The sequence below is a fragment of the Halomonas citrativorans genome (genome assembly GCF_014898005.1).
GTDB lineage: Bacteria > Pseudomonadota > Gammaproteobacteria > Pseudomonadales > Halomonadaceae > Vreelandella > Vreelandella citrativorans.
On record NZ_JABUYX010000007.1, the window covers coordinates 83,742 to 105,117 of the forward strand.

The following is a 21,376-nucleotide window of genomic DNA, read 5'->3' on the forward strand; positions in this document are numbered from 1 at the left end:
TATGTCATGAGTGGAAAAGACGATAAAGTAAAAGGCGCCGCTAACAAAGCCGCTGGTAAAGTGAAAGAAGCGGCTGGCAAAGTAACGGGCAGCGAAAAAACGGAAGCCAAAGGCAAAATGCAGCAGGCTAAAGGCGAAGCTCAAAAAGGTAAAGGCGAGGTGAAAGAGAGCCTCAAGAAAAAATAGCCTTGCTACGCACGTTAGCGTAACACGTCGACAACAGGGGCCCTTAGGCCCCTGTTTGCGTTTATGTTTTTCGTTTTCAAACCGTTTTACACTTCCTGATACAGCTGGCTTCCCGTTTGGCGAAACTTCTCCGCCTGCTCTTCCATACCGCGCTTAACCGACTCCGCGTCGTTAGTGCTTTCTGGCGTGCGGTCGCGGTAGGTGTCGCGTACTTCCTGGCTAATCTTCATCGAGCAGAACTTCGGCCCACACATGGAGCAAAAATGGGCGACCTTCGCGGAATCCTTGGGCAGGGTTTCGTCATGGAATTCCCGCGCGGTGTCTGGGTCTAGCCCCAGGTTGAACTGATCTTCCCAGCGGAATTCAAATCGTGCCTTGGAAAGCGCATTGTCACGCCGCTGTGCTGCCGGGTGGCCCTTGGCGAGATCCGCCGCGTGGGCCGCAATCTTGTAGGTAATAATACCGGTCTTTACGTCATCTTTATTGGGCAGGCCCAGGTGCTCTTTCGGCGTGACGTAGCAGAGCATGGCACAACCAAACCAGCCGATCATCGCGGCCCCAATGCCCGAGGTAATATGGTCGTAGCCTGGTGCGATATCCGTGACCAACGGGCCGAGTGTGTAGAAGGGCGCTTCATCGCAGTACTCCAACTGCTTGTCCATGTTCTCCTTCACAAGGTGCATGGGCACGTGACCGGGCCCTTCAATCATTACCTGCACGTCGTGCTTCCAGGCAATGTGGGTCAGCTCGCCCAGGGTTTTAAGCTCGGCCATCTGCGCTTCGTCGTTGGCATCGGCGATAGAGCCAGGGCGCAGGCCGTCACCCAGCGAAAATGCCACATCGTACTGCTTGCAGATCTCGCAGATCTCCTCGAAGTGGGTATACAGAAAGCTCTCCTGATGATGATACAAACACCATTTGGCCATAATCGAACCGCCGCGAGAGACGATGCCCGTCACCCGGTTGGCGGTAAGCGGCACATAGCGCAGCAAAACGCCTGCGTGAATGGTGAAGTAATCCACACCCTGTTCGGCCTGCTCTATCAACGTATCGCGAAACACCTCCCAAGTCAGATTCTCTGCCACGCCGTTGACCTTCTCCAGCGCTTGGTAGATAGGCACTGTACCGATAGGTACTGGCGAATTACGCAAAATCCATTCGCGAGTTTCATGAATGTTCTGCCCGGTGGAGAGATCCATGATGGTATCCGCGCCCCAGCGAATCCCCCAGGTCATTTTGTCGACTTCTTCTTCAATCGACGAGGTGACGGCCGAGTTGCCCAGGTTGCCGTTAATCTTGACCAGAAAGTTACGCCCGATAATCATCGGCTCGCTTTCGGGGTGATTGATGTTATTAGGAATAATCGCCCGCCCGCGAGCGACTTCATCGCGCACGAACTCCGGCGTAATCTCCTCCGGAATGCTGGCGCCGAAGCTCTGGCCGCGATGCTGGTGGCCCAGGATTCGCTCCACCTCGGCATCGCCTGAGTACTTTGCAGAGAGCGCTTGGCGGCGCTGGTTCTCGCGCAGGGCGATAAACTCCATTTCCGGCGTGATAATCCCTTGGCGGGCATAGTGCAGCTGGGTAACGTTCTTGCCTTCCTTTGCCCGACGCGGCGTGCGGTTCAAATCAAAGCGCAGCTGGGCCAGCATGGGGTCGTTAGCGCGGCGTTTGCCGTATTCAGACGTATGGCCTTCTAAAAACTCGGTGTCGCCACGCTCCTCAATCCACGCCCGGCGAAGCGCGGGAAGCCCACGGCGTAGATCAATCTGGGCGTTGGGGTCGGTGTAGGGGCCAGAGGTGTCGTACACCAGCAGCGGCGGGTTCTGTTCATCTACGCTGGTCGTTTTGGTCGGCGAGAGGCTGATTTCCCGAAACGGCACGCGGATATCCGGGCGCGAGCCTTCAAGATACACCTTGCGTGAACCGGGCAGTGGGGCAATCGCGGCGGCATCCACTTGGGCGGTTTCGGCTAGAAAGCGGGCTGTCTTCTGGGTAACGGTTTTGTTCATGGTTATATCCTTGTTATTGGAATTAATCGGAAAGATCCAGGCCCATCTGCCAGAAGTCGATTTCCAAACGCGTGGCATCGCGGAAAATTTTGCTGAGCTCATTAAAGCGGGCAGGGGTGACGTCGGCCAAGCGTGCGTCAAGCCATTCAAGCTCGGCCTGCATGGCGGCTTGAAACTCCTCGCTTTCGTACATCGCAATCCAGGCATCAAACGGGTTGTGTGTGCCGCGTAGGGTTGTGGATTGTGCGTTCAACCAGTTGGCAATCTCGCCATAGCCCACTAGGCACGGGGCAAGTGCTACGTGTAAATCCAGCAGGTCGCCACGGTTGCCGGTATCCAACACGTAGCGGGTGTAGGCCATGGTCGCCCGAGCTTCTTGTAGCTCGGCAAGTGCCTCCTCGGAAATACCCCACTCGCTGCAAAAGCCCACGTGCAAGCCCAGTTCCACGTCCACAATGGTTTTCAACCCTTCGTGGGCCTGGCGCAAATCGGCAAGCGTAGGGCTTTTGTAGGCGGCCAGCGCATAGGCGCGAGCGAAGTGAATCAGAAACAGATAATCCTGCTTCAGGTAGTGACGAAATGACGCTTCTGGCAGCGTGGCGTTGCCCAGCTGGCGCACAAAGTCGTGCTCAATGTAGGCGCGCCAATCGTCATGGCAGGCAGTGGTTAAATCAGTAAAGCGGTAGCCCATACATCCTCCGGGAGTAGTGATCCGAAGGGCAGGCGAAAAGATCGAGGAAATGGCACGGAAGGGGGCGAGCGATCCTGGGAGAGAGCTGGCCGGCGCCATCGCTTGATCCCTACGCCGGTACCCGCGCGCTCGTAACAAGAGCAGCGCATTAGCCGGATCAGGTTCAGCGGGACCAGCGCTCGGCAGCAAAATTGCTACGCCCTGCGCCATCTCAGCCGGATTCACCGGCACCCCGTCAAGCATTCAACTCAGCGAGTCTAGGTGGCGGTTGAGGGAGATGCAAGGGGGCGGACGACGGTGCTACGTGTTAATTTGAATTGATTATGACGATTAACACTCATCATTACAGCGTGATGCGATCAGGAAATACTGACATTGACCACTGATAACAAAACGGGTTGGGAAGCCTTCTATCGCGCCAATCAAACGCGAGCCGCCTCGCCGCTGTTACGCCGCGCTCTGGGAAATGAATGCTTACCCAAAGGCAGTGGCCATGCTATCGATTTAGGGTGTGGAGGCGGCATCGAAACCGCGCTACTGCTGACGTCGGGGTGGAAAGTCTTGGCGATCGACAAAGCGCCCAACGCCATTGCGCGAGTTGAAACACTAAAAGCTGAATTGCCCGGCGCTGATTTGACGGTGATGGTTTCGCGCTTCGAGGAATTGAAAGACCTGCCATCGTCTGCCCTGGTCCACGCCGGGCTAAGCCTGCCGTTCTGCGAGCCAGCGCACTTTCCCATTCTATGGAACATGATTCTTTCAGCGCTTGAGCCGGGAGGGTTATTTGTCGGGCACCTTTTCGGTAATCGGCACGATTGGGCCAAGCATCCAGCAATGAGTTTTCACTCGAAGGAAGAAGTAGGAGCCCTTTGCGGCAGTTTAGAGATCGAGCTTTTTCGCGAAAGTGAAGGAGAGGGCGGGCTGGTAACGCATCACTGGCACCGGTTTGATCTTATCTTGAGAAAGCCAATGGTTTGATTGAATCGCCTTATTTAATGGGGGGGGTGCTACGTGCCTGAGCGCTTGATACTCCTGGCATTACCTCACTTCAGTGCCCGTCATCGCTGCAGTGCGTCAAAACGAATGAAGAAGCGAATCCAGTAGCAATACGTTTTCTCGGTGCGAAGGTTATAGCGTTTTACCCGCAAGGTGGCCCGGATCCTATCCATTAGCTTTATGGGGTATCTCTTTGTATTAATTCTAACGTGTATTTATATACAGTTTATTGGGCATGGCAAATCGTGCCAGCACACGAATTTTGGATAGGCAGCCAAAATTTGCTTTGCTAGTAATAGAATCAATGAGGTAGATTTGGTTTAGGCGGCTAGATAACCCCAATGAATGCGCTGACGCGTTCATTGAGGTTATGCAGCTGGCTATATAATCACTGTTAGGCGAACATAGCAGAAGGAATAAACTTTGAATCTATTTGATTATCTGTATGTAGACTTGGATAAAGTCATCTCGTTGTATAGTCAGCTCACAGGTGGTGTTGTTGAGTTAAGGGAAACCCAATCCGAAAAAGGGTCTACTTCAGACAATAAAAGAAACTACGATTTCAAAGTTTTCAAACATGATGCTGGTGGGACGACACAAGATAGAGAGCAAGATAAAACAACAATCAAGCCTTATCATGCTTTGTTGCAAGAATTAGAGTCAGAGCTGTCTTCTTCGGGCTACCTTTTGGACTTAGCTAACTTTGAAGAAGGGAAAACATTAAAAGACTCGGATCTTCGGGCTACACTTAAAAATGCCCTTTGTATTAAATGCTCAGGCCGAGTAGTCATAGAAGACTATGAAAGGATGAAGAAAATCGGCCAAGATTTTCCAGACATAGTAAAACTGATAAACAGAAGTCATGCTGACAAATTGAAGGGTTCCCCAGAGTACCAAGAAAGTGAACGGCAAATCCAAGAGCTGGAGAGTACGATCGGAGATAGAAATTCACAGGCTAAAGCTAAGAAGAAGGCAAAGGAGCTAAGAGCTGGACTAGATTCATTACTAGCTTCATCAACAGCAGTTGATGTGGTTCCACAATGGATCTTGGATGGCATGAAAACATGGATTGATGCGTTTCTTCCCAACATAACAAACATTCGTGTTTATCCATTCAAAGATGAAGATGATGAACATATTTTTGGGCACCTAGAGGCTTCAAATTTTACAGTTTCAGATCCCACAGCTTTTCACTTCACTTACGGTTCATTCCCTACCGAAGAGTTTACAATGCTCGGTGTCATAACCTCTGTTCCTTCGGATGAAGGAGAAACCTTTTTGCCACTGCAGGAATTCGAAAAAGAAGACCTTAAAGACTACGAAAGTGTTGAACGTGCATTTCGAGGTATGTTCCGAGGATTTGATGGAATTGAGGCTATGGTAAGAACCTGTCGGTATCCGAGAGTTCTGGTCCATCCAATTTTGGTATATCGCCAAACATCGCCTAACAAGGCATTGCAGCGGACAAGCCGCTGAATGCGACGTTATATGGAAATCGAAATATGAATAATCTGATAGTCCCTGTTTATCTCAATCAAAGGATGGTTTTTGATCTGCTTGCGATGCTCCAAGGGGGAATCTCTACAGTAACTGCGGTTACGAAACAAGAAGGAGGCGAGTCAGGATCGGTGGGTAGTGCATCTGCATCGCTGGGTTTGAGTGAAGCATTATCATCCCTTTTTAGAATTGGTTTAAAAGCTGAAATAGAGGCATCGGATAAATCATCTACCAATAATTCTATTCAAGAGGAGCGCGTTCATACTCCAGCCTCCCTCTTTTATCAGTTGAGAAACACTCTGTCTGAAAAGCAGCTGCTTAAGCAAATCGGTGAGGGGAGCCAAATCAACGCTGGGGAAATCGTGGAGTTCACGGTGAAACTCAAGCGAAACCCCATCATCGAGATCATGGACACGGTGACTGAGATGATGTCGATTGCAGTCCTTTTTGAAGACAAGCCCCAAAATAATAGCAAAGGTGGAAAAGCAGGAAAGGGAAAATCTGATGAAAATTCCCAAATCAAAAAGCAGATGGAAGATTTTTCTAAAGCGTTGAAATCAGGTAATACAGTGGACTTAACTGCAAGTAATCTCCCGTCTGGTCACAAAGCAGTAATTACGGTGGAATCGCTTTACTTGAATGATCCAGTTATGTCGGATCTGGTTGATGGGGAATTTAAAGTCGTTGGCAAGGTTGTGAGAAGTATTAGCGACGCATCAGAATCGATCAACCTGATCAGAAAGACAGCGTTGAGTCGAATGCCCAGCCATCTATTAGAACAGGTTTTTCAACAGTTTGCGGCGTTGGGTACGACTCAGGGATTTGACATTCCTGAACTCACAATGGAAATCGAAGGTCCAGCGATTCAGGTTCTACCAATTGCTATCTACGCGTAGCCATTGTCCATATAACCAGTCACGGAAGGCGGAAGCGTGAGACGCGCCGCTTCGTTCAGCGTTAAATTTTCAACCGAGTTTAGTGATGAATATTGAGATCGTAGAAAAAGCAGACCACCTTAAGCTGATAGACGTCTGGGAAGCGTCGGTCAGGGCAACGCATAATTTTCTGGCTGAAGATGATCTACAGGAGTTAAAGCCGTTAATTCTGGAGCAGTATTTTGACGCAGTTGATTTAAGGTGCGCTAAAAACGGTAACGGTGAAATACAGGGATTCTGTGGAGTACATGACGGTAATATTGAGATGTTGTTCATCTCACCTGATGCACGCGGAAAAGGTATTGGTGCCATGTTAGCGGCCCATGCTATCAAAGAGCAGGGAGCATCAAGGGTCGATGTAAACGAGCAGAATGAACAGGCGGTAGGTTTTTATCAGCATATTGGCTTTAAAGTGACAGGTCGGTCCCCAGTCGATGGTCAGGGTAAGCCTTATCCGCTGTTGCATATGGCGCTATAAAAAGTTAACACCTATGAGCCTTCTGCCTGTCAATAGGCCGCAGCATTTTTTATTGGCCGCGTAAGCGGTCAATCTCAAGTCCCTGAGCCAGTGATCCTACTTCATCTGTCATCGTTGGCTGTTGGTGGCTTACAGCAAACACCTATTGAGGCTCTCTAACGTGGTAGTTCACCACTGCCAAACCGGGTTGCTCCTTGCAGGTGGGTCTGGGGCACTAGACATTCATCGGTTAACCAGCATCTGTCCTATTCAAAAAGCGGGTTACTTTACAGTCCCAGTTAGTTTCAGGTTCAGCGCCGGTGTAAGCCCACTCGCTCAGGGTGCTGATGCACGCCAGCAGGATGGATAATCAAAGCGACGGGCTTCGAGTTGGGTGTAGAAGTCGGGTTTCAGATCTCAAGATCAGTCAGCAGACACCCTGTTTCAGCACACTCCATGATGATCCAGTTAGACGTTGATCATCATCCTGCTGCGTGACTAACTCCTTAAAAAGCGTTGTTCATCAAACACCTTTTCGTTCTTTAACATGAAATAGACTGCACGCCCCCACTTGTGGGCCAGGGCCGATAAGGCTTTGGCTTTACCCATGCGTTTCTGGAAGCGTTGCAACAGTTTTTGTGCACCTGGATTGCCGCGCAGATAAAGCACCGCAGCCTCAGAAAAAGCCCACTTTAGATGGGCATTACCAATCTTGTTGCCCTGGGTGCCATAGGTCTTACCGGCCGATTCGGCTTTGCACTTGATCAGTCGGGAATAGGAGGCAAACTTCTGAACAGATTCAAAACGTCGAATATCACCCACTTCATACAGAATGGTGAGGGCCAGAATACGGCCAACGCCGGGAATGGTTTTTAATAAGTGGTAGTAGGTCGGCTGATGCTTTTTGGCCTGCTTTTCCAATAGCCATTCCACCTGGCTTAGTTCCCGGTGGTAGCACTCTAAAACGGCCATATCTAGATCGATATTGCGCTGAACGAGCGGGTCATCAAAGGTTCTGCCCAATTGTTCTCTGGCACTGACATTTTTTAAATTGACCTTGTTGGGTGGCAGGTTGTACTGACTCGTTGTGTTGACAACATGAGCTTTGAGATCAGCGCCGTGGCGAACGAGCCCAGTTCGGCGGCGAAGCAGGTCACGGGTAGCTCGCATGCTGCGTGGGTAGACATAAGCGAGGGGAAAATTACCGCCTCGAATAAGCGCCGCAATTTTGTAAGAATCCACGCGGTCATTCTTGGTTTTACCGCCATGAATGGCCTTCATATAAAGGGCATGACCGAGAATGAAAGTAATGCCCTGGTCTTCACAGAAATCAGCGATCCAGTACCAGCAGTGCATGCATTCAACCCCGATGACCAGATCGTCCAGGTAAGGTTCGATCAGATGAAGCAGAGGTTCTGGTTTGGCTGGAATCTCTTTATGCAGAAGGGTTTCGCCCTGCTGATCCAGGATGCAGACATACAGGCTACGGGCATGCAGATCAATTCCACAGTAGTGACGATGAGTGCTATTGTAAAAATTCATTGAGTCTTCTCCTGTTGGGTTTGGTCGCCTTTTCAGCTTAGCCAAACAGCTGAGCTGGGGGAGAAGGCTCAATGAGTATCAAAGTCATGCACAGCGACAGTTTTTCCGTGCGGCTTTGACTCCACTACAGAGCCACACGTGCTGTCGGTGTTGTGTGCTTAGAGGGAAAGTAATAATGGAAGTAACTATCGGTAATGATTCTGAACTGATCAATCTGGCTCAAGGTATCCGTTATCAGGTGTTTACACGTGAACAACAGATCCCCGTAGAGTTAGACCTTGATGGATTGGATGAGGAGTCATTCCATGCATTAGTAACAGAAAAAGGTGAGCCAATGGCTACCGCTCGCCTAACAGTGAAAGAAGATGGCTCTTCTGTTATGGCCAGGGTAGCGGTCAATGAGGAATGCCGAGGAATGGGAGTCGCTTCAAAAGTTATCCAGGCAATGATGCAATATGCGCAAAATATAGGTGTCAATTCTATTGAAATCCATGCTCATAGTTATCTTAGAGGTTACTACGAAAAGTTTGGGTTTGAGTTCACCAAAGAAGTAGAGATGGTGGGCGAACATCAGCTAATTGAAATGCAATGCCAAATAGTGCGCACATAACAAAGCATTTAAGCGTAATTCAGCATGCTTGGCACTTTTCTATGCGTTGGTTTTAGTGGTTAAGGTGCTATGCGCTAGCATTGGTATTGCACGCCTCATACCTTAACAGGGCGTTTCAAGTACTCTAGGGAGCAACCAAATGATTCGCGATTATCGGGCAGACGATATCGACCAAATTTTGGCAATTTGGCTATCTGCCTCGATTAAGGCCCATACCTTCATTGAATCTGCGTTTTGGGAATCAAAGGTTAGCGAGATGCGTGATGTATACATCCCTGCATCGGAAACGCTTGTATATGAAGCTGAGGGAAAAGTCGTTGGGTTCTATAGCTTGTATGAGAACAATCTTGCTGCGATCTTTGTGGTCCCTGGCTCACAGGGGAAGGGGTTAGGCTCAGCCTTGCTGGATGATGCTAAGAATAGGCGAAATCGGTTACAGCTCACTGTTTACAAAGAAAATACTTCGAGCATCAAGTTCTACGAGAAACACAAGTTCACTTTACTTGGAGAGCAAATCGATGAGCACACCGGGCACCCTGAACTCATCATGGAGTATCACCCATGACAAAGCGTGGGAATGCGCCGCCAGAAGTTCGTAAACTCGCGCCGCTGTGCTTTGCGTTATGCGTATAAACGTGAAAGGAGGAATAGATGAAATCCATTAGAACCTCGCTCATGTTTGTCGGGGAGCAAGCTGGGAAAGCCGAGGAAGCAACCAGGTTCTATACCTCACTATTTCCTGGTTCAAAGATCACTGATATTCAGCGCTACGAAGCTGGTGAGCATGAACCAGAGGGTTCTGCCAAGGTGGTTAGATTTACGATAAATGGCACCGAGTTCATGGCGCTGGACAGCCATCTTGACCACCCATTTACCTTTACACCCTCTATGTCATTGCACGTTGAGTGTGAATCAATGAGCGAAATAGAGAAAGTATTTCGGGCCCTCGCCGAAGGTGGCTCAGAGCTAATGCCGTTGGATAACTACGGTTTTAGCCAAAAGTTTGGGTGGTTGAATGATAGGTATGGTGTGTCTTGGCAGCTCAATCTGTCGAATTAGGGGGGTGGCGTGTAACTCCCTCGAGAATTTGAAGCGGCTATAAGTAGAAAATCCCGATAAATCGAACTCGGTAACCAATTCCCGAGTTTCGAGCAGTAGTAATTGTGGCTATCTTTGCAGCATTTCCATCACCGCCGAAGGTTGCCAGTTAGCAATCGCGTCACGAGTGGTAAACCTGGCTGCGCCCCCCATCAACCAGAATGTCGGTGGCATTAATAAAGCGTGCTTCGTCGCTGGCTAGAAACAGCGCCGTGTTGGCGACTTCATCGGCCTCACCGATGCGTCGGCACGGCAATAGATCGACTTGGTGTTGGCGTTCGGCTTCGCTTAAGCTGTCCAGCCAGGCCTGAGCGGGCGGCGTGCGGATTAGGCCGGGTGAGATAGAGTTGACGCGGATGCCGCGCGCCGCATATTCGATGCCCAGTGAGCGGGTCAGGCCGATCAGGCCGTGCTTGGCGACCGGGTACGGAAAGGCGCCGGGAATAATCTTGTGCCCGTGAACTGAAGCGATGTTGACGATATGGCCATACTCGCGGGCCAGCATGCCAGGTAGCGCAGCCTGAATGACCCGCCACGCGCCTTCCAGATTGACCGATAGGCAACGCCGCCATGTGGCTTCATCGGTTTCGAGCGGGTCTGAGAAAACATTGACGCCAGCGGCATTGATCACAATGTCGATTCGGTCCAAGGCGTTGCCAACTTCCGCGACTGCGCGATTTATCGCGGTCGTCTCGGCGACATCGGCTTCCACGCCCAGGACAGGACGGCCAATTTCGCGCTCAAGCCTAGCGCACTCCCTGGCGAGTGCCAGGCTATCCTGGTCTAGCAGTGCCACACTCGCGCCTTCGGAAAGAAAACGCTCAGCCGTTGCCAGCCCGATGCCGCTGGCCCCGCCGGTAATGAGTGCTGTACGTTGCTTGAGTCTCATGCGTGGTAATCCCGCTATTTATAATTGAGCTGATAGGTAGAGTGCGCCAGGAAGTCATGGCTGCCTTTTCTATAATAATTATTCCGTCCAACGCCATGTTCGGTCGTTCATGGTGTTAAGTCCATGGTTGAAGCAGGATAGGTTTCAGCTTCGCCCTGGGTTCATCCGTGGGTGTCAGTCGGGGCACGGCAAGCGCGCCATCTATTGGCGTAGGAACCTTTATGCTGTGAGCTTGGCTAAATCTTATTGTCGAAACGTCAACAGAGCCGAGGAAACAAGAGGAATGACCCTTAACCAAGGCAGCTGCATCATCGCTGTTATGTGTAAGCATGGAGATATTAATGGCACAAAAACTATTTTTTCCGGTGATTGAGACCGAGCGATTGACCATTAAACCGTTAGTAACAGATGACGCGGATAGTTTACTGGAAATTTTTGCTGATCCTGAGGTCATGCGGTATTGGCACACTGCTCCTTGGGCAACGATTCAGGATTCACTTGAATTTATTAATGACAGCCACGATTCGATGCAGCGTCAAGAGTCACTTGTACTTGGTGTGTATCTGAAGTCTACAGGCGAGTTAGCTGGAAAGTGCATGCTATTTAGCTACGACAAGGAATCCAAACGAGCCGAGATCGGTTTTGGATTAGGCCGTTCTTGTTGGGGTAAAGGCTATGTAAGCGAGGCGGGAGAGGCGTTGATTCAGTACGGGTTCAGCTCATTGGGACTTCGGAGAATTGAAGCAGAGATCGACCCAGACAATCAATCTTCTGCGAAAGCGCTAGAGAATCTTGGATTTTCTCAAGAAGGGCTTCTAAGACAGCGTTGGGAGGTCAATGGCGTCGTCTCTGACTCTGCAATGTATGGGCGGCTGATAAGTGATCGCCCTGCATAGCCAGACGCATGTTGTGGACGTTAGACCAAGAGTAGATTCTGGATATGACAATCCCAGAGATAACAAACGAAGCAATACAGGCACAATTAGTCGTAGAAGACGTCCTGGGTGATTCGATCATCGGTATTTATCTCTTCGGCTCTGCTGTCGTTGGCGGTTTAAGGCACGAAAGTGATGTAGATATTTTAGTCGCCGTCTCAAGGCCTCCTGGCTTATGGCAAAGAAAAGCCCTGGTTGCTCGGTTGATGGACGTATCCGGTGCGATTGGGAATTCTCAAGCCATCAGGCCGTTAGAACTGACGGTGGTGACAATTTCTGATGTTGTTCCTTGGCAGTTTCCGCCTCGGGCTGAGTTTGTTTACGGGGAGTGGTTGCGAGCGCAATTCGAGGCCGGCAGTGTTCCGGAACCAGCCCGTGATCCTGATCTTGCCATTGTTCTGAAGAAGGTAAGGGATAACAGTCTTTCGCTGTACGGAAGAAGCGCCGCTGAGGTTTTTGAGCCTGTGCCCATGTCTGATATTAGACGGGCAATGTGTCACTCCTTGCCCACTCTTCTGGCCGACGCTGCGGGCGATGAGCGTAACGTGGTTTTAACCTTGGCACGCATGTGGCGGACAGCGGCCATTGGCGATATTGTTCCCAAAGATACAGCGGCAGAGTGGGCGGAAGGGCAAGCACCTCCTGATCATGCAAGGCTATTGAAATATGCTCGGGAAGGTTATCTGGGGATAATTGAGGATAGATGGCAGGATAAGAATGAGGACGTTGCAGCGCTTGCCTCTTATTTGAAAAAATCGATTGAGGGGTGCCTTGATACCCCGTAAAACAATCCTCACATGCCTTTTTGCCCAAGTGGCGTTGGATGGAGTCCGTGCGGGTGACTGTACCTGTTGTCGTGCCGTTGAGACTAAGAGTGACTTCAGCCCTGCTGGGACAAGCGACTCCGCCGCTTCCATTACCCCAACACTTGCGGGTTAAGCTGCCACACGCTCCAGGTGAGCGCGCAGGCCAGGCTCACCCAAGCGAGGTAAGGCACCAGCAGTAGACCCGCCAACGGCTTGAGTCGCCAGAACATCACCAGCGTCATCAAAATCAGTACCCAAAGCGCGGCCACGCCGATAAAGGCGAGAGCGCCCAGTTGCCAGGCGAAGAAGAGCCAGCTCCATAAGGCGTTGAGCGCCAGCTGTATGGCGAACACGACAAGCGCGGGCTGGGCGTCGGGTTCACGCCAAGCAAGCCAGGCGGCAATGCCCATAAGGCCGTAAAGCGTCGTCCACATCGGCCCAAATAGCCAGGCGGGCGGTGCCCAGGGCGGTTGCACAAGCTCTGCGTAGAAAGAGGCCGCGTTGATGGAGGCCACCGATCCGATGGCGGCAGCAATATAGGCCAGTGCCAGCCAGCCAATCAGGCCCAGAATCTGTTTTTTGCGGGAAAGTGCACGCACATGAGCCTCTGCTGTAAAGTATGAAAATCACTTCAAGCGTAGTGTAACGCGATGGGGTCGGCCACGGCGGCGGTTGAGAAAGAATGAAGCATGGTTGAAGCGTGGCAGGCGAGCTAGATAAGGCGGCATTAAACAAAGGGAGTGCAACGTGACTGAATCGCTACAAACGCTGTTACTTGAACTCGAACAGTTTGGTGTAAGCAACGATAGGGCCATCACCGACCGGCCTCGCCGTATGTTGAACATCACTCGTGACACGGGAAAATTCCTTTCCGTGATGGTTCGGGCCACGAATGCTCAACGCGTGCTTGAAATTGGAACGTCTAACGGCTACTCAACGCTTTGGCTGGCCTGGGCCGCAGCGGCAATTAACGGCCATGTGACGACCGTTGAACAATCCGATTTCAAACTTTCGCTTGCGGCGAAGAGCTTCGAGCGTTCAGGCCTTGCTCCGTTCATTACCCAGGTTCATGGTGAGGCGGGTGCCGTACTTGGTCGCAGCTCCACATCCAGTATCGATCTTCTCTTTCTCGACTCTGAGCGTTCTGAGTATCTGGCATGGTGGCCCGACATTAAGCGGGTTCTTCGTGTAGGAGGGCTTCTTGTGGTTGATAATGCCACGTCTCATGCTGAAGAGATGTTATCTTTTGTGGCATTGGTTTCCGCAGACCCTGATTTCGCCACGTGTACCGTGCCTGTCGGAAACGGCGAGTTTTTGGCTACAAGGAGCCGATAACATGAAAGACTTACCCGTCAATGTTTCTCCCTATAAAAGAACGCCAGAATTCACCGAAGAGAGCGTTCCCACAGGGTTGTTGAATGACCACACGACCAAAGAGGGGGTGTGGGGAAAAATAGTGGTACTTGAAGGCTTGTTGGAATACACCATTCAAGAGCCAGCACTGGATATCATCGAGCTAAGCCCAGAGCAGTATGGCGTTGTAGAGCCAACGATAAAGCATCATATAAAGCCATTGGGCCCGGTAAGATTTTTTGTTGAGTTTTATCGTTAATAGGGAAGCTGTTGAGAACCCGCCATTTGAGTAGTGTTCGCCATAAGCGTTACGCACTTCACAGGTTTAATCTTGACGTCGGGTAAAAAAGCTTAAAAGCGGCATGTCTGACAATTACTGCCATACTCTCCAGTGTCACTTATCCCATGGAAGAGAGGAGAGACATAATGGGCCGTCGCAGGTTTTCTCAGAGACACTTTCCCCGGACACTGCTGGCTAGCGGTATTAGCAGTATCGCGGCCGTTGGTGCTATCGGCAGCGCTATCGCTGAAGACGCGCCTGAATACGATGGTGAGCTTTCCAGCTTCGAATACGCTTACCCGGTCGAGCGGTTTAATTTCAGCTCCCAGAGGCAGGACATGCAGATGGCCTATCTGGATGTGCAGCCTAAAGAGGGCAGCGCCAACGGCAGAACGGTGGTGCTGATGCACGGTAAGAATTTCTGCGCGGGTACGTGGGAAGGCACCATTGAAGCGCTGCATGATGCGGGCTATCGGGTGGTTGCGCCAGACCAGGTGGGGTTCTGTAAATCGACCAAGCCGGAGCATTATCAGTTCAGCTTCCATCAACTGGCCGCTAACACTCACGCGTTGCTGGAAGATTTGGAGGTAGATGAAGTGACTGTCATGGGCCACTCCATGGGCGGTATGTTGGCCACGCGCTTTGCGCTGATGTATCCAGGGCAAACCGAGCAGTTGGTGATGGTTAACCCGATTGGCCTGGAAGACTGGAAAGCCCTTGGCGTGCCTTACCAGAGCATCGATGAAGGCTACCAGGCCGAACTCGAGAAAACCGCTGAGGGTATCCGCGCTTATCAGGAAAGCACCTACTACGTGAATACCTGGGAGCCGGAGTACGACCGCTGGGTGGAAATGCTGGCGGGCATGTATGCAGGCGAAGACGGGGAACTGGTCGCCTGGAATCAGGCGCTAACTTCAGATATGGTCTTCACTCAGCCTGTGGTTCATGAATTTGATCAGCTGCAGATGCCTACGCTGTTACTGATTGGCGAGAAGGACAACACCGCCATCGGCAAGGCGCAGGCGCCGGAAGAGGTTCAGAAAACTCTGGGCCGTTACGATGTGCTGGGTGAGCAGGCTGCCGAGGCCATCCCCCAGGCAACGCTCGTTGAATTTCCAGAGCTTGGCCATTCACCGCAAATTCAGGAACCCGAGCGTTTTCACGAAGCGCTGCTGAAAGGCCTGGAAAGCCAGTAACATAGGAATACACATTAGAAGACAGCGTCACTGCATGAGTGACCTGTAATAGGCAGGCGCGGGGAGACTTAAGCAGCTTGCGCCTGCCAGCCTGTTTACTCCCGCAGTTTCTCCTCACCTTAAGCGGTCGCTGAGGCCATCGCAATGCCCTTTAACTGGCTAACATCGGCACGCGGCGGGGCACCGAACATACGACTGTACTCGCGGCTAAAGTGAGAAGGGCTTTCATAACCCACTCGGTAACTGGCGGTAGCCGCTTCCAGCCCCTCGGCCAGCATTAATCGCCGGGCTTCTAGTAGGCGCAACTTCTTCTGGTATTGCAGGGGCGACATTCGTGTTACTTGTCGGAAGCTGTGGTAAAGCGTCGATTCGCTCATATTAGCAGTTGCTGCCAGCTCACTGATCTTAAGTGGCTGAGCATAGTGCTCTTTAAGGGCATAGATAACCCGTGCAATCCGATTAGCCTGTGAGTCCGAGGCAGCAAACCGGCGCATGTGAGGCCCCATGTCACCCATTAAGGCTCGATAGATTAGCTCCCGCCGGGCCAAGGGGGAAAGTACCTTAATATCTTCTGGTGAGTCGAGCAGGCTTAATAATCGATAGAGTGCACCCTGCATACGGGCATCCATGGGGGCCGATTTTAAACCGCAGTCCATCCCGGGGCAGATGGCATTACCTCCCGCGTGCGGTGCCTTGTCACCCACCTCCAGTATCAACCCAGCTACTTCCTGAGGCTCCACCGACACCTTTACCGCCAGGTAGGGGGTCTCCGGGGTAGCATGGTCAATCCTGCCTACCATCGGCAGGTGAACGGCACTACCCATATAGCTAGGTCCGGTGTAGACGATCTCCTTGTCACCCAATAGCACAGTCTTGCTGCCTTGAATGACAAAGCACAGGCACGGTTCATAGACGGCGCAGTGAAAACTGGTAGGGGCGTCAGCGCGTACCAGTTGAACCTCGGCAATCGCCGTATCCTGCAGTTCTTCCAGGGGCGCCCAGCGGCGGGCGACTTGGCTTAATTGTGGCAGCAGGCTGTCGCCAAGATGGGGAATCTGTTCAGGCACGAGAACGGTCAATGGCTTTCCTCCTTAACAAATTGCAGTGTACGCCTACGTTTTATAAATCCGATGTTTTTTTATCTGTTTTGCAGGATCAGGCAAGTACCTCGTAGAAATTGGCAACCACGCTGAGTGTCATCAGACAGACACAATGCATAGACGCGAAAACCCTTTGCTCTCTTGATCCGCCAGCCTTGTTCCATTGCTTACGACCTACGACAGAATTAGGCAATCATGGTGCAGGAACGCGCTACCTTGAACGCGCTCGCCCCACCTATGGTGAGTGGCGTTTGTTGGGCGCGCGACGGTGCCCGCTTGTTTAGTCCCTCTATGCCAACACCATCGACTGTCGATTCTGACGCCGCTATCGGTTTTCGATAGCCATTGGAGCAAGTAATCATGGGAAGTCTGTCTCAACGAACTCCGTTTGCAAACAGCAGAGGGGCAGTGATCCTGCTCCTGCTGATAACGGTTTTACTCACTGGGTGCGAGGCCCAGAGCGAGGAGTCCGTAGCATCTTCATTACCTCCACCGCCGGAAGTCGACGTAGCGGAAATCGTCGCTCAGCCGGTGGTGTTAAGTGAGTCATTCACCGGACGCGTGGAGGCTGCCGAAACGGTCGAATTAAGGGCCCGGGTTAGCGGCTATATCCAAGAGGTGGCGTTTGATGAGGGCGAACTGGTGGAGCAGGGAGAGCTACTGTTCCTGATCGACCCGCGGCCTTACCAAGCGCGTATCGGAGCCGCCCAGGCTGATCTTTCCCAGGCCAAAAGCCAACTGGCCCAGGCGAGCAGCGAAGCCGAACGCGCCCGAGTGTTATTGGGGCGCCAAGCCATTTCTCAGGAGGTGCATGACCAGCGTCAAACGGCCTTGAACAATGCCCGGGCCGTGGTGGATGCCTCGCAAGCAGCGCTGGATACTGCCGAGCTTGACCTTGAGTATACCCGCATCACGGCACCGATCAGTGGCCGTATCGGTCGGGCCATGGTGACTCGCGGCAATCTGGCCAACGCCGATCAGAGCCTGCTGACTACGCTAGTGAGCATCGATCCGGCCCATGTCTACTTCGAGGCGGATGAACAAGCTGCGTTTGCCAGCCAGACCATGCTGATCGGAGACGCGCCGAACCGCCTGACGATTGAGTTGGGGGGCGACCCGCAGCGTCAGTTCACAGGCGCTCTAGATTTTATCGATAACCGTTTAAACCCCAATACGGGCACTCTGCAATTCCGGGCAGTGTTAGCCAACCCAGATGGGTATATTCGCCCTGGAGAGTTTGCACGGGTTGAAATGCCGGTCGCTCGTTTAGAACAGGCGTTGCTAGTAGATCAAAAGGCGGTATTGACCAACCAGGATCGCCGCTACGTCTATGTCATTGATGAGAGCAACCTGGCAGAGCGGCGCCAGGTGACCACCGGACGCCAAGTGGCAGAACGAACGGTTATCACCGAAGGGCTTAACGCCGGTGACAGGGTGATTGTTAACGGCGTGCAAAAAGTATTCATGCCGGGGATGGAAGTCTCCCCACAACAGGTAGTGGATGCCCCGCCGGTTACTGCCCAGTCCACCATTGCTGCCAGGGAAGATTAATCCGCCATGAACTTCTCCCGTTTCTTCGTGGACAGACCGATTTTTGCGGCGGTGCTGTCGATTATTATCCTGGCGGTGGGGTTGATATCCATCCCCAACCTGCCGATCAGCGAGTATCCGGACGTGGTGCCGCCCTCGGTGGTAGTGCGTACCGTGTATCCGGGTGCCAATCCGAAAGAGATCGCCGATACAGTGGCCACCCCGCTGGAAGAAGCTATCAATGGCGTTGAGGACATGATGTATCTCAAGTCCGTCGCGGGTTCTGATGGCGTGCTGCAGATGACCGTTACCTTCCGCCCAGGGACCGATGCCGAAGAGGCTGCCGTTCGGGTGCAGAACCGCGTCAGCCAAGCTGAAGCGCGGCTACCTGAGGCGGTACGTCGTCAAGGGGTCACCACACAGAAGCAATCACCTACCTTTCTGATGGTGGTTCACCTGACTTCGCCTGGCGGTGAATACGACACCCTTTACCTGCGCAACTACGTGCGGCTGAATGTTCGCGATCGTCTGGCCCGTCTCGAAGGAATAGGGGATGCCCAACTCTTTGGTGGGGGGGATTACGCCATGCGAGCTTGGCTGGACCCCGCTCGCATAGCCGCTCGCGGCCTGACGGCCAGCGATGTGGTCGGTGCTATGCGGGAGCAGAATGTTCAAGTCTCCGCCGGACAACTGGGCGCTGAACCCATTGAAGAGAGTGATTTCCTGACGCTGATCAATGCCCGCGGGCGACTGGAAACAGTGGAGGAGTTTGGCGATATCGTGCTGAAACGTGGCGATAACGGCGAATTACTCAGGCTTTCAGACGTGGCCCGGCTGGAAATGGGCGCCGGAAACTATACCCTGCGTTCGCAGTTGGACGGCCAGAACGCGGTGGCGATTGGCATCTTCCAAGCACCGGGTGCCAATGCGCTGGAGATCCGTGAGCAGGTGGTGGCCACCATGGATGAACTGTCCGAGCAGTTCCCTGAAGGTGTGGAATATGAGGCAATCTATGACACCACCATTTTTGTGAACGACTCTATAAAGTCGGTAATAGCAACGCTGCTGGAAGCTGTGCTGCTGGTGGTGTTAGTGGTCACGCTTTTCTTACAAACCTGGCGTGCCTCTATTATCCCTTTGCTTGCTGTGCCGGTATCGGTTATCGGTACTTTTGGGGCGCTCTATCTATTGGGTTACTCCATCAATACGCTCACTTTATTTGGCCTGGTGCTGGCCATCGGCATCGTGGTGGATGACGCCATCGTAGTGGTGGAAAACGTGGAGCGGAACATTGAGGAGGGTTTACCGCCGCAGGCAGCCGCTCATCAGGCAATGAGAGAGGTCTCCGGACCTATTATTGCCGTCGGCCTAGTGCTGTGCGCGGTGTTTATCCCCATGGCTTTCCTTTCTGGTGTGACCGGTCAATTCTACCGCCAGTTCGCAGTGACAATTGCTATCTCCACGGTGATCTCCACCATTAACTCCCTTACCCTGTCACCCGCGCTGGCAGCAATGCTACTCAAGCCTCATGACGCGCCTAAAGATCGCCTTACCCGAGTGATTGACAAGCTGTTCGGCTGGATTTTTCGTCCCTTCAATCGCTTTTTTAATGCCAGCTCAAATAAGTATCAGGGAGGGGTCGCTAGGTCTCTGAAACATCGTGGTGCGGTGTTTATGGTCTATGCGCTGTTGCTGCTGGGTACCGGCATGATGTTCAAGGCGGTGCCGTCCGGCTTTATTCCGGTGCAGGACAAACTTTATCTGATTGCGGGCGTTATTCTGCCGGAAGGAGCATCCCTGGAGAGAACTGATCAGATGCTCCAGGAGGTGGTGGATATTGCCATGGAAACCGAAGGCGTGGAGCACGCTATTGCTTTTCCTGGTTTGAACGCGCTGCAGTTCACCAATACCTCCAATACCGGGGTAGCATTTCTCACCCTCAGCGCTTTTGATGAGCGCACCATTAGCGCCGCGGAGATCAATGCCCGCATCAACCAGCGCATTGGTGGCTTGAAAGAGGGCTTTGCGTTCTCCTTTATGCCGCCGCCGATTCTGGGGCTTGGCAATGGTTCTGGCTTTCAGCTGTTCATAGAAGATCGCGGTAATCTTGGCTATGGAGCATTGCAGGAGGCGGTTAATCAATTCCAGGGCGCGGTTGCGCAAACGCCGGGCATGGGCTTCCCAATCAGCAGCTATCAATCCAACGTGCCACAGTTGGATGCCGAGGTGGATCGGTTAAGGGCCAAGGCCCAAGGCGTGCCATTGACTGAACTGTTCGACACCCTGCAAACCTATCTTGGCTCGACCTATGTGAATGACTTCAACCGCTTTGGTCGCACCTGGCAGGTCATCGCCCAAGCGGATGCTCCGTATCGGGCCAGCGTAGAAGACATCGCCCGACTGCGCACCCGCAATGACCAAGGGGAAATGGTGCCGATCGGCACGATGGTGGATATCCGGCAAACCTTTGGCCCAGACCCGGTACTGCGTTACAACGGTTACCCAGCGGCGGATCTAGCCGGGGAAGTTGACCCTAGAGTGCTCTCTTCTGCGCAGGCGATGGAGGCTATCAACGCTCTGGCGGCAGAAGTATTACCCCCAGGTATGGCGTTGGAATGGACCGACCTGAGCTACCAGCAATCTACTCAAGGCAACGCGGCGCTGGTGGTCTTCCCGCTATCGATTCTGCTGGTATTTTTGGTATTGGCGGCACTCTATGAAAGTTGGACGTTACCGCTGGCAGTCATCTTGATTGTGCCCATGTCGATGCTGTCGGCCCTGATTGGCGTTTGGTTTGGCGGTGGCGACAACAACATCTTCGTGCAGGTGGGGCTAGTGGTACTGATAGGCCTGGCATGCAAGAACGCGATTCTGATTGTGGAGTTCGCCCGCGAACTTGAACTGCAAGGTAAGGGAGTGGTGGAGGCAGCCCTTGAAGCCTGTCGGCTGCGTTTGCGGCCTATCATCATGACCTCAATCGCCTTCACGGCGGCAGTCTTGCCTTCGGTGATTGCCACCGGTGCGGGTGCCGAGGTGCGGGCGGCGCTGGGTACTGCTGTATTTGCAGGCATGATCGGCGTCACCCTGTTTGGCTTGTTCCTGACTCCGGTGTTCTATGTGGCGCTGCGTAAACTGTCCGGCCCTCTGGTCAGTCATCACAGCCCCACGTTAGAAGCCCCAGCTTACCCAGCCAGCCATCCCTGAATGGCAGGAAGAACACCGGCCGGGTAGAGCTTGGGCGGGCTAGTATAGAAAAAGGGCGA

The 21,376-nt window shown here is 52.5% G+C and carries 22 protein-coding genes and 1 riboswitch; of the genes, 15 read left to right on the top strand and 7 right to left on the bottom strand.

Going from position 1 to position 21,376, the window contains the following annotated elements; translation table 11 throughout:
- Window positions 1–6 precede the first annotated feature (6 nt).
- Window positions 7–186, top strand: a complete 180-nt coding sequence (locus INT20_RS09705) for a CsbD family protein (RefSeq protein WP_087105804.1) — start codon at window positions 7–9, stop codon at window positions 184–186.
- Window positions 187–272: 86 nt separating this feature from the next.
- Here the strand turns inward: INT20_RS09705 and thiC are convergent, their stop codons facing one another.
- Together thiC and tenA are read right to left on the bottom strand one after the other, a co-directional pair.
- The gene (thiC, locus tag INT20_RS09710) at window positions 273–2,198 is read right to left on the bottom strand and encodes a phosphomethylpyrimidine synthase ThiC (RefSeq protein WP_225733692.1); all 1,926 of its coding nucleotides are present in this window, start codon (window positions 2,196–2,198) and stop codon (window positions 273–275) included.
- A gap of 22 nt (window positions 2,199–2,220) precedes the next feature.
- On the bottom strand, window positions 2,221–2,889 hold the full coding sequence (gene tenA / locus INT20_RS09715) for a thiaminase II (protein WP_192526713.1): 669 nt from the start codon (window positions 2,887–2,889) through the stop codon (window positions 2,221–2,223).
- An 89-nt stretch (window positions 2,890–2,978) separates the two neighbouring features.
- A riboswitch (TPP riboswitch) is annotated at window positions 2,979–3,134 on the bottom strand.
- A gap of 130 nt (window positions 3,135–3,264) precedes the next feature.
- Between tenA and INT20_RS09720 the strand changes: the two genes are divergently transcribed.
- The gene (locus INT20_RS09720) at window positions 3,265–3,867 is read left to right on the top strand and encodes a class I SAM-dependent methyltransferase (RefSeq protein ID WP_192526714.1); all 603 of its coding nucleotides are present in this window, start codon (window positions 3,265–3,267) and stop codon (window positions 3,865–3,867) included.
- An 80-nt stretch (window positions 3,868–3,947) separates the two neighbouring features.
- On the opposite strand, the gene INT20_RS18345 is transcribed toward INT20_RS09720, so the two are convergent.
- A complete protein-coding gene (locus INT20_RS18345; RefSeq protein WP_328515363.1) occupies window positions 3,948–4,058 on the bottom strand; it encodes a phage integrase N-terminal SAM-like domain-containing protein in 111 nt (36 codons plus the stop codon).
- 250 nt (window positions 4,059–4,308) lie between these two features.
- Here INT20_RS18345 and INT20_RS09725 point away from each other — a divergent pair, with 250 nt between their 5' ends.
- The 3 genes from INT20_RS09725 (at window position 4,309) to INT20_RS09735 (ending at window position 6,795) form a co-directional block, all read left to right on the top strand.
- Complete coding sequence (locus INT20_RS09725) at window positions 4,309–5,361, top strand: DUF6414 family protein (RefSeq protein WP_193054014.1); 1,053 nt, start codon at window positions 4,309–4,311, stop codon at window positions 5,359–5,361.
- Window positions 5,362–5,387: 26 nt separating this feature from the next.
- A complete protein-coding gene (locus tag INT20_RS09730) occupies window positions 5,388–6,278 on the top strand; it encodes a DUF6414 family protein (protein WP_193054015.1) in 891 nt (296 codons plus the stop codon).
- An 85-nt stretch (window positions 6,279–6,363) separates the two neighbouring features.
- Window positions 6,364–6,795, top strand: coding sequence for an acetyltransferase (locus tag INT20_RS09735; RefSeq protein ID WP_193054016.1), 432 nt, complete (start codon window positions 6,364–6,366; stop codon window positions 6,793–6,795).
- 477 nt (window positions 6,796–7,272) lie between these two features.
- Here the strand turns inward: INT20_RS09735 and INT20_RS09740 are convergent, their stop codons facing one another.
- Window positions 7,273–8,316, bottom strand: coding sequence for an IS110 family RNA-guided transposase (locus INT20_RS09740; RefSeq protein ID WP_193054174.1), 1,044 nt, complete (start codon window positions 8,314–8,316; stop codon window positions 7,273–7,275).
- Between the two features lie 175 nt (window positions 8,317–8,491).
- On the opposite strand from INT20_RS09740, the gene INT20_RS09745 reads away from it, so the two are divergent.
- The 3 genes from INT20_RS09745 to INT20_RS09755 all read left to right on the top strand — a co-directional run bounded on the left by INT20_RS09745 (window position 8,492) and on the right by INT20_RS09755 (window position 9,985).
- Complete coding sequence (locus tag INT20_RS09745; RefSeq protein WP_193054175.1) at window positions 8,492–8,926, top strand: GNAT family N-acetyltransferase; 435 nt, start codon at window positions 8,492–8,494, stop codon at window positions 8,924–8,926.
- 139 nt (window positions 8,927–9,065) lie between these two features.
- Window positions 9,066–9,491 (top strand): N-acetyltransferase, encoded by a 426-nt coding sequence (locus tag INT20_RS09750; protein ID WP_193054176.1) that lies wholly within the window; start codon window positions 9,066–9,068, stop codon window positions 9,489–9,491.
- Window positions 9,492–9,577: 86 nt separating this feature from the next.
- The gene (locus tag INT20_RS09755) at window positions 9,578–9,985 is read left to right on the top strand and encodes a VOC family protein (protein ID WP_193056818.1); all 408 of its coding nucleotides are present in this window, start codon (window positions 9,578–9,580) and stop codon (window positions 9,983–9,985) included.
- Window positions 9,986–10,145: 160 nt separating this feature from the next.
- Here the strand turns inward: INT20_RS09755 and INT20_RS09760 are convergent, their stop codons facing one another.
- Complete coding sequence (locus INT20_RS09760) at window positions 10,146–10,913, bottom strand: SDR family oxidoreductase (RefSeq protein ID WP_193054178.1); 768 nt, start codon at window positions 10,911–10,913, stop codon at window positions 10,146–10,148.
- 341 nt (window positions 10,914–11,254) lie between these two features.
- Between INT20_RS09760 and INT20_RS09765 the strand changes: the two genes are divergently transcribed.
- Window positions 11,255–11,809 carry a GNAT family N-acetyltransferase gene (locus INT20_RS09765; protein ID WP_193054179.1) on the top strand — a complete coding sequence of 185 codons (555 nt, stop codon included), beginning with the start codon at window positions 11,255–11,257 and terminating at the stop codon, window positions 11,807–11,809.
- A gap of 44 nt (window positions 11,810–11,853) precedes the next feature.
- A complete protein-coding gene (locus INT20_RS09770; RefSeq protein WP_193054180.1) occupies window positions 11,854–12,633 on the top strand; it encodes an aminoglycoside adenylyltransferase family protein in 780 nt (259 codons plus the stop codon).
- 131 nt (window positions 12,634–12,764) lie between these two features.
- Here the strand turns inward: INT20_RS09770 and INT20_RS09775 are convergent, their stop codons facing one another.
- Window positions 12,765–13,253, bottom strand: coding sequence for a TspO/MBR family protein (locus tag INT20_RS09775; protein WP_193054181.1), 489 nt, complete (start codon window positions 13,251–13,253; stop codon window positions 12,765–12,767).
- Window positions 13,254–13,401: 148 nt separating this feature from the next.
- Here INT20_RS09775 and INT20_RS09780 point away from each other — a divergent pair, with 148 nt between their 5' ends.
- The 3 genes from INT20_RS09780 to INT20_RS09790 all read left to right on the top strand — a co-directional run bounded on the left by INT20_RS09780 (window position 13,402) and on the right by INT20_RS09790 (window position 15,483).
- Complete coding sequence (locus tag INT20_RS09780) at window positions 13,402–13,989, top strand: O-methyltransferase (protein WP_319643851.1); 588 nt, start codon at window positions 13,402–13,404, stop codon at window positions 13,987–13,989.
- 1 nt (window position 13,990) lies between these two features.
- Window positions 13,991–14,266: a DUF1971 domain-containing protein gene (locus INT20_RS09785; RefSeq protein ID WP_172115986.1), complete on the top strand. Its 276-nt coding sequence runs from the start codon at window positions 13,991–13,993 to the stop codon at window positions 14,264–14,266.
- A gap of 167 nt (window positions 14,267–14,433) precedes the next feature.
- Window positions 14,434–15,483, top strand: a complete 1,050-nt coding sequence (locus INT20_RS09790; RefSeq protein ID WP_193053993.1) for an alpha/beta fold hydrolase — start codon at window positions 14,434–14,436, stop codon at window positions 15,481–15,483.
- Between the two features lie 119 nt (window positions 15,484–15,602).
- Here the strand turns inward: INT20_RS09790 and INT20_RS09795 are convergent, their stop codons facing one another.
- The gene (locus INT20_RS09795; RefSeq protein ID WP_193053992.1) at window positions 15,603–16,562 is read right to left on the bottom strand and encodes an AraC family transcriptional regulator; all 960 of its coding nucleotides are present in this window, start codon (window positions 16,560–16,562) and stop codon (window positions 15,603–15,605) included.
- A 381-nt stretch (window positions 16,563–16,943) separates the two neighbouring features.
- Between INT20_RS09795 and INT20_RS09800 the strand changes: the two genes are divergently transcribed.
- Both INT20_RS09800 and INT20_RS09805 read left to right on the top strand, forming a co-directional pair.
- Window positions 16,944–18,134, top strand: coding sequence for an efflux RND transporter periplasmic adaptor subunit (locus INT20_RS09800; RefSeq protein WP_193053991.1), 1,191 nt, complete (start codon window positions 16,944–16,946; stop codon window positions 18,132–18,134).
- Window positions 18,135–18,140: 6 nt separating this feature from the next.
- A complete protein-coding gene (locus tag INT20_RS09805) occupies window positions 18,141–21,317 on the top strand; it encodes an efflux RND transporter permease subunit (RefSeq protein WP_193053990.1) in 3,177 nt (1,058 codons plus the stop codon).
- The last annotated feature ends 59 nt before the right edge of the window (window positions 21,318–21,376 follow it).

Coding starts and splice junctions, on each gene's coding strand:
- INT20_RS18345 (WP_328515363.1), bottom strand. CDS start 4,058: ATGGATAGGATCCGGGCCACCTTGCGGGTAAAACGCTATAACCTTCGC.
- INT20_RS09790 (WP_193053993.1), top strand. CDS start 14,434: ATGGGCCGTCGCAGGTTTTCTCAGAGACACTTTCCCCGGACACTGCTG.
- INT20_RS09740 (WP_193054174.1), bottom strand. CDS start 8,316: ATGAATTTTTACAATAGCACTCATCGTCACTACTGTGGAATTGATCTG.
- INT20_RS09785 (WP_172115986.1), top strand. CDS start 13,991: ATGAAAGACTTACCCGTCAATGTTTCTCCCTATAAAAGAACGCCAGAA.
- INT20_RS09805 (WP_193053990.1), top strand. CDS start 18,141: ATGAACTTCTCCCGTTTCTTCGTGGACAGACCGATTTTTGCGGCGGTG.
- INT20_RS09730 (WP_193054015.1), top strand. CDS start 5,388: ATGAATAATCTGATAGTCCCTGTTTATCTCAATCAAAGGATGGTTTTT.
- INT20_RS09705 (WP_087105804.1), top strand. CDS start 7: ATGAGTGGAAAAGACGATAAAGTAAAAGGCGCCGCTAACAAAGCCGCT.
- INT20_RS09765 (WP_193054179.1), top strand. CDS start 11,255: ATGGCACAAAAACTATTTTTTCCGGTGATTGAGACCGAGCGATTGACC.
- INT20_RS09750 (WP_193054176.1), top strand. CDS start 9,066: ATGATTCGCGATTATCGGGCAGACGATATCGACCAAATTTTGGCAATT.
- tenA (WP_192526713.1), bottom strand. CDS start 2,889: ATGGGCTACCGCTTTACTGATTTAACCACTGCCTGCCATGACGATTGG.
- INT20_RS09745 (WP_193054175.1), top strand. CDS start 8,492: ATGGAAGTAACTATCGGTAATGATTCTGAACTGATCAATCTGGCTCAA.
- INT20_RS09760 (WP_193054178.1), bottom strand. CDS start 10,913: ATGAGACTCAAGCAACGTACAGCACTCATTACCGGCGGGGCCAGCGGC.
- INT20_RS09800 (WP_193053991.1), top strand. CDS start 16,944: ATGGGAAGTCTGTCTCAACGAACTCCGTTTGCAAACAGCAGAGGGGCA.
- thiC (WP_225733692.1), bottom strand. CDS start 2,198: ATGAACAAAACCGTTACCCAGAAGACAGCCCGCTTTCTAGCCGAAACC.
- INT20_RS09735 (WP_193054016.1), top strand. CDS start 6,364: ATGAATATTGAGATCGTAGAAAAAGCAGACCACCTTAAGCTGATAGAC.
- INT20_RS09770 (WP_193054180.1), top strand. CDS start 11,854: ATGACAATCCCAGAGATAACAAACGAAGCAATACAGGCACAATTAGTC.
- INT20_RS09755 (WP_193056818.1), top strand. CDS start 9,578: ATGAAATCCATTAGAACCTCGCTCATGTTTGTCGGGGAGCAAGCTGGG.